At 45.5% G+C, this 11,463-nt stretch carries 13 protein-coding genes; 6 read left to right on the top strand and 7 right to left on the bottom strand.

Translation table 11 applies throughout. The features are described from left to right. Positions 1 to 512: 512 nt before the first annotated feature. The 6 genes from JGK36_RS31345 to JGK36_RS31320 all read right to left on the bottom strand — a co-directional run bounded on the left by JGK36_RS31345 (position 513) and on the right by JGK36_RS31320 (position 3,960). Positions 513 to 1,112, bottom strand: coding sequence for a 50S ribosomal protein L25/general stress protein Ctc (locus JGK36_RS31345; protein WP_293199073.1), 600 nt, complete (start codon positions 1,110 to 1,112; stop codon positions 513 to 515). Between the two features lie 238 nt (positions 1,113 to 1,350). After that, positions 1,351 to 1,545: a hypothetical protein gene (locus JGK36_RS31340; protein WP_293186914.1), complete on the bottom strand. Its 195-nt coding sequence runs from the start codon at positions 1,543 to 1,545 to the stop codon at positions 1,351 to 1,353. A gap of 67 nt (positions 1,546 to 1,612) precedes the next feature. Beyond that, positions 1,613 to 1,927 (bottom strand): hypothetical protein, encoded by a 315-nt coding sequence (locus JGK36_RS31335; protein WP_293186913.1) that lies wholly within the window; start codon positions 1,925 to 1,927, stop codon positions 1,613 to 1,615. A gap of 56 nt (positions 1,928 to 1,983) precedes the next feature. After that, on the bottom strand, positions 1,984 to 2,202 hold the full coding sequence (locus JGK36_RS31330; protein ID WP_293192599.1) for a hypothetical protein: 219 nt from the start codon (positions 2,200 to 2,202) through the stop codon (positions 1,984 to 1,986). 24 nt (positions 2,203 to 2,226) lie between these two features. Beyond that, positions 2,227 to 2,433: a hypothetical protein gene (locus JGK36_RS31325; protein WP_293186911.1), complete on the bottom strand. Its 207-nt coding sequence runs from the start codon at positions 2,431 to 2,433 to the stop codon at positions 2,227 to 2,229. A gap of 186 nt (positions 2,434 to 2,619) precedes the next feature. Next, a complete protein-coding gene (locus tag JGK36_RS31320) occupies positions 2,620 to 3,960 on the bottom strand; it encodes an adenylosuccinate synthase (protein ID WP_293186910.1) in 1,341 nt (446 codons plus the stop codon). A gap of 450 nt (positions 3,961 to 4,410) precedes the next feature. Between JGK36_RS31320 and JGK36_RS31315 the strand changes: the two genes are divergently transcribed. From JGK36_RS31315 to JGK36_RS31300, 4 genes are all read left to right on the top strand, one after another. Next, positions 4,411 to 5,448 (top strand): adenosine deaminase, encoded by a 1,038-nt coding sequence (locus tag JGK36_RS31315; protein ID WP_293192595.1) that lies wholly within the window; start codon positions 4,411 to 4,413, stop codon positions 5,446 to 5,448. Between the two features lie 206 nt (positions 5,449 to 5,654). Then, the gene (locus JGK36_RS31310; protein ID WP_293199070.1) at positions 5,655 to 6,959 is read left to right on the top strand and encodes an aspartate aminotransferase family protein; all 1,305 of its coding nucleotides are present in this window, start codon (positions 5,655 to 5,657) and stop codon (positions 6,957 to 6,959) included. A gap of 146 nt (positions 6,960 to 7,105) precedes the next feature. Beyond that, the gene (locus JGK36_RS31305) at positions 7,106 to 7,441 is read left to right on the top strand and encodes a DUF433 domain-containing protein (RefSeq protein ID WP_293186907.1); all 336 of its coding nucleotides are present in this window, start codon (positions 7,106 to 7,108) and stop codon (positions 7,439 to 7,441) included. Then, on the top strand, positions 7,438 to 7,797 hold the full coding sequence (locus JGK36_RS31300; RefSeq protein WP_293186906.1) for a DUF5615 family PIN-like protein: 360 nt from the start codon (positions 7,438 to 7,440) through the stop codon (positions 7,795 to 7,797). Before JGK36_RS31305 ends, JGK36_RS31300 begins: the two co-directional genes overlap by 4 nt. Positions 7,798 to 7,827: 30 nt before the next feature. Here JGK36_RS31300 and JGK36_RS31295 read toward each other — a convergent pair whose 3' ends face one another. Continuing rightward, a complete protein-coding gene (locus tag JGK36_RS31295) occupies positions 7,828 to 8,121 on the bottom strand; it encodes a hypothetical protein (RefSeq protein WP_293186905.1) in 294 nt (97 codons plus the stop codon). A gap of 94 nt (positions 8,122 to 8,215) precedes the next feature. On the opposite strand from JGK36_RS31295, the gene JGK36_RS31290 reads away from it, so the two are divergent. Together JGK36_RS31290 and JGK36_RS31285 are read left to right on the top strand one after the other, a co-directional pair. Next, the gene (locus JGK36_RS31290) at positions 8,216 to 8,395 is read left to right on the top strand and encodes a hypothetical protein (protein WP_293186904.1); all 180 of its coding nucleotides are present in this window, start codon (positions 8,216 to 8,218) and stop codon (positions 8,393 to 8,395) included. Then, positions 8,388 to 11,147 carry a CHAT domain-containing tetratricopeptide repeat protein gene (locus tag JGK36_RS31285; protein WP_293186903.1) on the top strand — a complete coding sequence of 920 codons (2,760 nt, stop codon included), beginning with the start codon at positions 8,388 to 8,390 and terminating at the stop codon, positions 11,145 to 11,147. The genes JGK36_RS31290 and JGK36_RS31285 overlap by 8 nt, the downstream gene beginning before the upstream one ends. Positions 11,148 to 11,463: the final 316 nt, after the last annotated feature.

Genomic DNA, 11,463 nt, shown 5'->3' with positions numbered 1-11,463 from the left:
CGTCACAAATACTGCAAAACTGTTCACCGCAATGATGGTTATATGTATGGGTTTTCCACTCTTGTCCGCTAAATCGATGATTAGAGGCGTACCGATCGATCTCCGACTTTTCCGATTATTGAAAAAACTGATTTATACCAGTTTCTAGAAGCTGCTTTCATTGATGAAGTTGCCGCAGAGATAGATTTTCGTCAATGGGTGCGACAGCAGATTCAAGGCTGATTATAGCACAATACGGTTCACTTAAGACTGATCCCCCCTAACCCCCCTTAAAAAAGGGGAGTAGGGGGTGGGACAAGAATGCTCTCAAAGTCAACCCCTACTCCCCTTCTTAAGGGGGATGCGAGGGGGATCTCCGGCACATAAATAGTGTTAAGTGAACCGTATTGGATATAGCAAAGTGCGATCGCCCAAAAACTATAACTGCTTTTTTGCAAAAAACGATCGCCCTTTTTGGAGAAAGCGATCGCCTCGATGTCAACTATTAGTTAGCAAATCTTATCAATTACCGATCAAGCTGCGGCTGCTGCTTCTTCTGCTTCTTCTTCAGGGCTGGCTTTAGTTCCCAACACGGTAACAACCACCTGAGTTGGGTCGCCGAGAGCTTCTGCTCCCGCAGGTAAAACTAATTCGTGAATGTGCAGCGCATCCCCTACCTTCAAATTAGAAATATCTACTTCAATTGCATCAGGAATGCTATCAGGTTTGCACTTAACTGCGATTTGCGTCAGCACAGTTTCCAACATACCACCTTCTAACTTGACGCCGACAGATTCGCCGACAAAATGCAGAGATACTTCAACTTCCAGGCTGTCTTGAGTTGCTACGGAGAAAAAGCTCAGGTGGTAAGGAAAACCTTTCCAAGGATGGACTTGAACTTCTCTGAGCAATGTTTTTCCGCTCCAAGAGAGTTCGGGAATGCTGAGATCAATTAGGGTGTTGTTGACTGCGTGTTTTTTGAGCAGGGTTTCAACTGTTTTAGCTTTGACGGTAATGGAAATGGATTCAGAGCCTTTGTGTCCGTAAAGGACGGCGGGAATCAATCCGGAGCGGCGGAGGGCGTTAGGTTTGCTGCCTTCTGCCCGCTTTTGACATTCTACTGCGATTTCCATTTTATGACTTTCTGTTGATTGTTTTCACATTTTACCAGAATTGTGGTAGTGCGATCGCGTTCAATTAAATTCGCTGAAGGTATTGATAATTTTCGTTTTCCACACACTTCAGCAATTCGAGCATTTTTCTCAAACGGTACGTTCCTGATTGATACTCTTCTTTTGAAGGGGAATCACCAAGCTTAGTCAGAACTAAATCGCTTTCACTGATGATTGCTTCGCTGAAAATTTTCTTGAACTACTGGCGAATCTCCTGATTTAATTCAACTAGAGGCAGAATTACATTTTCTTCATCTAAGTGAATTTCGGTATCGATTGATGCGCCACCTATTTTGGAAAAATCAGACTTTGCCAACCATTCGTAAGTATTTGCTGTGATTCTTACACTATCAGACGGTTCACCATTGGCTGAATAAAAACTGATGTCAAACATTGGGATTGCTCCTCCCACTAAACATCTGAAAACTCGTTATTATGATAGGGCGATCGAACTAACTTAATTAAAGGACTCGTTGAAGATATTGATAATCTTCGTTTTCAACACATTTTAGCAAGTCTAGCAATTTCCTCAAACGGTAGGTTGCTGATTGATACTCTTCTTTGAGAGGAGAATCTCCCAGCTTGGTGAGGACGGTATCGCTTTCGCAGATAATTGCATCGCGGAAAAAACTTCTGAGCTTCTGGCGAATATCTCGATCTAACTCAACTAAAGGTAGTTTCTCCTCTTCTTCATCTATCAAAATATTTCTGGGAACAGATTTGCCAATTTTGGAAAATTCTGATTTTGCCAACCACTCGTAAACGTCTTCAGACATTTCGATATAGTGCGGCGGTCGATCAGTTTTGAAGGTATAAAAAATAAGATCTAACATTAGCTTTCCTCTTGACCTTCCTGATTCAATAACTTACTTTCTGGAAAATTTTCTACCCAAGCTATATCTGCTCGATCGAATACAGTTTTAGCAGGTTTAGTAATTCCTCCTGTGGTAATAACTCCAATCACAGTTCCTTTTTGACATATTTCCTTAGCTTTGGTTGAATCTATTTTCTTGGTTTTCCAGGCTTTAATTTCAATATGCGGTTCATTCATTATTGTTTATATTTTTTTGATAAATTAACTATTGAATTCTACCTGCAAATTACGGAGTAGCTGTTTAATTCGCGGAACATCTTGCTGGTTGACTATCAAAATATCACCTTTGGGATTGTTTCCGGTTGTTCTTTTGGCTTCTATTCCTTCTTTGCTCAACTCCATTATAAGCCATCCAATCATGTCCCTGTGAACTTCTAGCCGTGCTATCTGTTCATCCTCGTCAGTCATTTACTTGACTCCCTGTAAATAATACCAATTCTCGCCTCGTCTTGCAACAATCATGAGTGTTGGGCTAGCGTGGAACGGAGGGTTGTTTCCTGAAAGACTGTATGCAGCGGTGCGTCGCTGCGAGATTGTGGCTCTTTTTTGGGATTTTTGATGGCGACGCACTCTACAGCTACTGTTGCATGAGTTTTATGATTGTGCTACTACAGCCGTGCCATCAACCGACAATAATCCCCGCTTCGGCCCGTGAATCGGGTCTTCGACAATAATAGTTTGGTCGCGACTGGCTCCGAGAGATACAATGGCGATCGGCACTTCCATCAAATCTGCCAAAAACTTTAGATAATCCAAGGCTTGCGATGGCAAATCTTCCAAATTGCGGCACTCTTCCGTGGACTGTTTCCAACCGGGAAGGGTTTCGTAAATCGGTTTACAGCGAGCAAATATCCGCGAACTTTTCGGGAAATCAATGCAGCGTTCCCCGTCAATTTCGTAAGCAACGCAAACCTTGATTTCTTCTAATTCATCCAAAACATCTAGTTTGGTAACAGCGAGACAATCAAGGCCGTTGATGCGGACTGCGTAGCGGCCGATTACGGCGTCGAACCAGCCGCAGCGCCGTTTGCGGCCGGTTGTGGTGCCGAATTCTGCACCTCTCTCGCCCAAAACTGCACCAATTCCATCGACCATTTCGGTAGGGAATGGGCCTTCTCCGACGCGGGTTGTATAGGCTTTTGCTACGCCAATTACTCGATCGATCGCTGTGGGGCCAACTCCGGTTCCTACACAAGCGCCGCCAGCGATGGGATTGCTGGAAGTAACGTAAGGATAAGTGCCGTGATCTAAGTCTAATAAAGTGCCTTGGGCGCCTTCAAATAGAATATTTTTCCGCTTGTGAAGTCCCTCATAAATCTTTAGGGAACTGTCTACTACGTGCGGCCGCAAACGATCGGCATAAACTCGATATTCATCAATTACCTCTTGCGGATTTAGAGGCGGCAAATTGTAGAGTTTTTCCAGAATGACGTTTTTATGCTCGATCGTCCATTCCAGTTGTTCTTGCAAACCTTCCAAGTCCATTAAATCGAGCATCCGAATGCCAGTGCGTTCGGATTTGTCGGCGTAAGTCGGGCCGATACCGCGTCCCGTCGTGCCGATTTTATAATTTCCGCGCTGCTCTTCCGATGCTACATCAATTAATCGGTGATAGGGCATCGTGACGTGAGCAGTCTGTGAAATCATCAGCGAGGCAGTCGAAATATTCAGTTTTTCTAACTGATCTAATTCTGCTATTAAAACTTTAGGGTCGATTACCGTGCCGCAGCCGATGATACACTCTGTCTCAGGGTAGAGAATCCCGGACGGAATTAAGTGCAGCTTGAAAGTTTGACCGTTGACTACTACCGTGTGACCGGCGTTGACGCCCCCTTGGTAGCGGACAACGATATCTGCGGATTTGCTGAGCAAATCGGTAATTTTGCCTTTTCCTTCATCGCCCCACTGGGCGCCGATCACAACTACGTTAGCCAAGGGTTTCTCGCGTTCAGTTCAGGTTGACACAAACTCCGATTATGTACGAATGCGTCCCGGATGTCAAATTAATTTTTGTTACAATTTAGAGAAGTGAGGCTGTATTGGTCTCAAGAAAAGACTACCAGGACGATCCGGGGAGAGGGGGAGAGGGGGAGAGGGGGAGAATGGGAGAGGGGGAGAATTGGAGAATGGGAGAGAATTTGATGAGTTTTTATGGGAATCCAATGGGTAGCTTAAATGGGGAACAGTTTACCTGCTGGAGGTTGTTGGCTAGTATTTGGGAAAACCAGGTTTCTGGCCACTGATGTGTCTAGGACTAAATTACAAATTCTTAAATTCCTTAAATTCCTTAAATTCCTTAAATTCCTTCAATTCCTTCAATCCTTCAATTCCTTCAATCCTTCAATTCTTTCAATCTAAAATCTAAAATCTAAAATCTAAAATCGCATGACTTTACACGCTGAGTTGCACCGACATCTAGGTGGTTCTGTGGTTCCTCGAATTTTGTGGCGGTATTTCGATCGCCATAATGCCGAAATGGTCGATCGCTTTCAACAATATTCCGCATTTGAGGAGTTTTACACTCGCCCGCGCAATACTCTCGACGAGTATTTGGAACTGCACACGCTGGTGGAAAGCGTGCAAACTGTTGAGACTTTGCCTTATTTCATCTATCGGTTGATGCGGGGCGCTTACGTGTTTGAAAATCTGGCTTATTTGGAGTTGCGCTATACGCCTTATCTGCGGACTCCTGAGCATTTGGATCAGTCAAAACGCATTGATTTGATGGCAGAAATTGTCCAAGTTGTGGGTAAGGCAAGTCAAATTAGTGATTGTCCGATTGTTACTAGCCAAATTTTGTGTATGCACTCGCGCTTACCCTATGAGGTGAATCGGGCGATCGTAGATTTGGCTGCACAAATGGGAGAATATGTTTGTGCGATCGATCTTGCGGGCGGTGATGCTGCTATTGGCGATCGCCTGGATGAGTTTGTGGGATTGTACCAGTACGCAAGGTCGATCGGCATTAAAACCACCGGACATCTCTACGAAACAAGCTCTGGCTGCTATCCCGAACTTTTGCCTTATCTGATGCGGATCGGTCACGGGATTCAAATTCCGTTAAAATATCCCGAACTGCTGCCAGAGGTGGCGCGTAGGGGTCAATGCTTGGAAGTTTGCCCGACTACCTATCTGAAAACGGGAACCTTGCAGGATATGCGGGAATTGAAGGTTGTGTTCGATCGATGTTTTGAAGCTGGTGTCGATATTGCCATTTGCACCGACAATGCGGGATTGCACAACGTGCGGCTGCCTTTTGAGTACGAGAATTTGTTGACTTTGGATATCATTGATTTTCGGCAGTTACAAGCGTGTCAAGATGCTGCTTTCCGTCATGCTTTTGCGTGGCCCTACGGCGAAAGGCCCGTGAAGATGCTGACTGGTTTGTTGCAGCATGAGTCGGTTGGTGCGATCGTGAATTAAGATGAGACGGCGGTTGAAACCGCGTCTACACAAAGGAAGTCCGCCTCCGCGGACTGAAGAAAATAAGGTAATTTCAACCGCCGTTTCATCTTTAACCCGCGAAGGCGGGTTTTGTTTGTATAGATGCGGTTTCAACCGCCGTTTGATCTGAACCGTATTGAGTTATATTTGGGAAACAGAAACATCAATAAAAAAGGATAAAAAACATGACAAATATGGACGCTTACTGGATGCCATTCACTGCCAACCGACAGTTTAAAGCGAATCCGCGAATGTTAGTTTCGGCAAAAGATATGCACTTTACCAGCGATGATAACCGCTCAATTCTCGATGGTACTGCGGGGCTGTGGTGCGTGAATGCTGGCCACGCCCGCGAGACAATTGCTGAAGCAGTTAAACAACAAGTTTTAAACTTAGATTATGCGCCACCTTTTCAGATGGGACATCCGGCTGCTTTTGAATTAGCGGAACGTTTGGTAAAGCTGATTCCAGGCAATTTTGATCGCGTTTTCTTTACTAATTCTGGTTCGGAATCGGTGGAGACTGCGTTAAAAATTGCGATCGCGTATCATCGAGTTAGAGGTGAGGGAACTCGCCAAAGATTGATTGGTAGGGCACGCGGTTATCACGGTGTTGGTTTTGGGGGAATTTCTGTCGGCGGTATTGGCCCAAATCGCAAGTTTTTCGGCAGTTTGCTCACGGGAGTCGATCATTTACCTCACACTCACAATTTAGAACACAATGCTTTTAGCCGCAAACAACCGGAATGGGGAGCGCATTTGGCGGATGAATTAGAAGGGATTGTGGCTTTGCACGATGCGTCGAATATTGCGGCGGTAATTGTGGAACCGGTGGCTGGTTCTACAGGGGTTTTGATTCCGCCGAAGGGTTATTTGGAAAGGCTTAGAGCGATTTGCGACAAGTACGGAATTCTGCTGATTTTTGATGAGGTAATTACTGGATTCGGGCGTTTGGGTGCGAGTTTTGCTACTGAATATTTTGGGGTGGTTCCCGATATTGTGGCGACGGCGAAGGGGATAACTAACGGTACTGTGCCGATGGGGGCGGTGTTTGTGCGGGAAGGCATTTATGATGCTTTTATGAATGCTGCTGAAAATGCGATCGAGCTTTTTCACGGTTATACTTATTCGGGGCATCCGGTGGCTTGTGCGGCTGCTTTGGCGACGCTGGATATTTATGAGGAAGAACGGTTATTTGAACGGGCTGATAAGATTGCTGGTTATTGGGAAGATGCAGTGCATTCTTTCAAAGGAGTTCGCCATGTGATTGATGTCCGCAATTTGGGACTTGTGGCGGGGATTGAGTTGGAATCTATTGCTGGGAAGCCGGGGAAACGGGCTTTTGATTGTTTTACAAAGTGCTTTGAAAATGGGTTGTTGATTCGCACGACTGGTGATATAATTGCTTTGTCGCCGCCGTTGATTATTGAGAAGGAACATATCGATCGCATTGTGGAAATTTTGACTGGGGTTTTGCAAGGGATGGAATAGGATTAAACTAAAATCTCAGAAACCGGGTTTTTGCCCAAATCACCGACTGTAATCAACTATTCTCGAAAAAACCCGGTTTCTCGCCACCCCGCACATCCCAATTTTATGATAAAATGCTATCAACATAAGTATTCGGAGATAAACCGATGCAACTAGAAGACTATTTTGAGTTTCTCGACCCCGATGACATCCGCATCAAAGGACATCGGATCGGCATCGATGACGTGATTAAATATTACTTGGATGGATATTCTCCCGACCAAATTCTGGTGGAATTACCCACTCTGAATTTAGAGAAGATTTACGCGACGCTAACCTATTATCTGCAAAATCGCAGACAGATGGATGCTTATATGTTGCGGCTGGCGAAGTGGCGGGAAGAACGCTATCAGGAATGGTTGGCTAAGGAACCTTCTGATGTAGTAAAACGTTTGAGAGCAATCAAAGCACAACGAGAACAGGAGTTAATTCTACTAAAGTGAAAATTCGTTTTTTACTCGATGAAAATTTGCCGCCTAAGCTCAAAAGTGCTGTTTTGCACCTCCAGCCGGAGATAGATATTTTGCGGGTGGGGGACGCAAATGCACCAACATTAGGAACCCTCGATCCAGAAATCATCAGCTATTTGGAGTCATCACAAAGGCTATTGGTAACGGATAACCGCAAAAGTATTCCCGGACATTTGACAGAATATTGGGCGACGGGAGGACAAATTTGGGGACTTTTTTGGGTGCGTCCAAGTGCGAGTTTAGGCAGATGGGCAGAAGAAATTGTGATGGTTTGGGAGACTTCTGAGGCTGAAGAATGGATTGATAAGTTGGATTGGATACCATTATAAAAGATTGTTGAAAAAGTGCGTGAAGCGTAGCTATCCCGTAGGGAATCGACCAAAACCCAAAATCTCAGAAACCGGGTTTTTGGCAATATCTCCGACTGTAACAAAGGATTCTCGGAAAAACCCGGTTTCTCGCCACCCCACACATCCAGGACTACGACATAAACCAAAGAAACCGGGTTTTTCGCAGTTTTTAGGCGGTGTATCAATATTCTCGGAAAAAACCCGGTTTTTCGCCACACCCAAAATCTCAGAAACCGGGTTTTTGTCCAAATCACCGACTGTAATCAAAAATTCTGGAAAAAACCCGGTTTCTCGCCACCCCACAAATCCCAGCGAAAAAAACTTGCCATTGCCCGCCCCAAACAGATGAGTTTCACCGATAATTAATATAGCGAACTATGCCAAATCCCAAATCGCCATGAACTCAGAACGCCAACAAGCCTATCTCAACCTGATAAATCAACTGCTAAATAGTCCCAGTGGCGAAGAAGCGGAGGTATTGAAAACTCACCCGGAATTGCTGGATGATGGCTTGGTGGCGGCCATGCTAGAAGAGGCGAATAATCTGAGAGAACAAGGTAAATTAAACTATGCTTAATCGGTTGAGAAATATTATACGGCGACTGCGTAAGGTGGATGGCGACTTTTCAGCAGGATACAGACTGTTTAAACAAGGACATCAGCAGCATAAACTCAGTCAATTTCGAGAAGCTTTGCAGTCTTGGGAACAGGCATTAGCTATCTATCGGGAAATCGGATATCGCAAAGGAGAAGCTTCTTGCCTCGGCAATTTGGGTACTGTTTACTATTCCCTAGGGCAATGCGACAAGGCGATCGAATTTCACGAACAGTCTTTAGTGATTTCACGGGAAATACGCGATCGCGATGCAGTTTCTGCATCCCTCAACGGTTTGGGCTTAGCTTACAATTTCCTAGGGCAATACGACAAGGCGATCGAATTTCACGAACAGTCTTTAGTGATTTCACGGGAAATACGCGATCGTCAAGGAGAAGCTATTTCCCTGAACAATCTGGGCTTAGTTTACGATTACGTAGCGCAATACCACAGGGCGATCGAATTTTACGAACAGTCTTTAGTGATTTCACGGAAAATTGGAAATCGCAAAGGAGAACCAGGCTCCCTCAATGGTTTGGGCGATACTTACAGAGCCCTAGGGCAATACCACAGGGCGATCAAATTTTACGAACAGTCTTTAGTGATTTCACGGAAAATTGGAAATCGCCAAAAAGAAGCTGCATCCCTCGGTAGTTTGGGTACTGTTTACAATTCCCTAGAGCAATACGACAAGGCGATCGAATTTCACGAACAATCTTTAGTGATTTCACGGGAAATACGCGATCGCGGTGGAGAAGCTGCATCCCTCGGTAGTTTGGGTACTGTTTACAATTCCCTAGAGCAATACGACAAGGCGATCGAATTTCACGAACAATCTTTAATGATTTCACAGGAAATTGGAAATACCGAGTCAGAATCAATTGTACTCAACAACTTGGGACTTACTTTGCTAGTAACCAACCAACTTGCAGAAGCTGAAACAGCACTTCGCACCTCGATCATAATTCGAGAAACTCTGCGTTATGAGTTAGTAAATAACGACCATAAAACCTCAATATTTGAAACCCAAGTATCTGCCTATCACCTGCTGCAAAAAGTCCTAGTCGCCCAAACTAAATTCGATGAAGCCTTAGAAATATCAGAAATGTCCCGCACCCGTACCTTCGTCGAACTATTGCAACAAACCCTATTAAAAAATGATGTCCCAGCCACTAACCAAACAAATAAATTATCCATCCCCAAAATCCAACAAATCGCCCGCGACAGAAACTCCACAATAGTTGAATATTCGATTTTTCCTCCAGAAGACATCATGTACATCTACATCTGGGTAATCCAACCAAACGGCAACATCACCCATCGCGCCGCCAATCTCGAACCCCTCAACCAACAAAACCAAACCCTCAAACAAATCATCCTCAAAACCCGCGTCTCCATAGGCACCGAAGAAACCGACGACGCAGGCAACAAAATTAAACTAGAATCCCAGTACAAACGAGACGAAACAGGCCGCTTTCCCCTACTGCAACTCCTCCATCAAATCCTGATCGAACCAATCATCGACTTACTCCCCACCGATGCCAATTCCCCCATCATCTTCATCCCCCACTATGACTTATTTTTAGTTCCCTTCGCCGCCTTGCAAGATAGCAACAACCGCTACCTAATCGAACATCACACCATCCTCACCAGCCCATCCATCCAAGTATTAGAAATCACCCGCGAACATCACAACCGAGTCCGAGGATTGAGACAAGCCGCCCTAATTGTCGGTGATCCAACTATCGCCACCAAATTCAACGAAAACCCCTACAAACTCCGCCAAATCCCCAGGGCAAAAGAAGCCGCCGAAGCCATCGCTGCAACTTTAGGAACCCAAGCAATTAGCGGAGACAATGCCACAAAAGTCGCCATTTTAGACAGGATGCTAAACACGCGCATCGTCCATTTATCCGCCCACGGACTCCTCGACGATTTCCAAAGTTCCGGCATTCCCGGCGCGATAATTTTAGCACCATCAGGAGATGACGACGGCGCAATTCATGCTGTGGATATCCTGCAATTAAAACTCGATTCCGAACTCGTAGTATTGAGCGCGTGCAGCACCGGCCGCGGTAAAATCACTGGAGATGGAGTCATCGGATTGTCGCGCTGCTTCATCCTCGCCGGAGTCCCCAGCATCATCGTTTCCCTGTGGAATATGGGAGTGATTTCAGCCAAGTTGCTAATGACGGAATTCTACCAAAATTTAGCACGGGGCGACAATCGAGCAGCGGCCTTGCGGTGTGCTATGCTAACCACAAAAGCTAGATTTCCGAGTCCGATAGCTTGGGCTGCATTTACGCTAATTGGCGAAACCGAAACTTTACCGCTGTCAACTGAAAAAACAGATTTAAGGAGATTAGTCATGTCACTTCCCGATGATGCGAAACCTGAAGAAATTGTGGCGGCTTTTAGTAAGTTATTGAAAATATCGGAACCGCAATTTGTGGCAGAATTAGCAGCGATTGATATTGGTGCGATGGATAATGTGAATGCGATCGCTGAAAGAATCAAGGATTGGTGCGAAAGTCGGCCTCAAATTGAAGAGAATTTAGAGAATGAAATTTATCAAGCGGGTGCGGGCGGGACGGATAGTGATGCGCCGGAGGAAGTGGTGAGGGAGTTTTATGAGACGTTGAAGGAAAATAAGATTCGATTGGGTTTGTCTAGGGATTCTGTGGCGGTTGAGGGCCCGGCCCCGGCGGTGGGTGAAGAAGGCCCCGGCGGTTGAAACCGCGGCTACACAAACGATGTCCGCCTCCGCGGACGAAGAGGGAAGAGGGTCTTCGGCGGTGGTGAGGGCCCCGGCGGTTGAAACCGCGGCTACACAAACGATGTCCGCCTCCGCGGACGAAGATGGTATTCGGAGATGAGAAATCATTGTGTAGAATCTTCAACCCGCGGAGGCGGGTTTTGTTTGTGTAGACGCGGTTTCAACCGCCGGGTAATTAGGGCTTGCTGAAAAATCAATCACATATTGCGTGGCATAGGTTTAGATGGCGCGAGGGAGAAAAAAGTGCAAGATAAACAGGTAATATAGATCAAAA

The organism is Microcoleus sp. PH2017_35_SFW_U_B (assembly GCF_020737865.1).
Taxonomy (GTDB): Bacteria; Cyanobacteriota; Cyanobacteriia; order Cyanobacteriales; family Microcoleaceae; genus Microcoleus.
The sequence above is the reverse complement of the archived record's forward strand: the minus strand, read 5'-3'. Positions and strand labels throughout refer to the sequence as shown.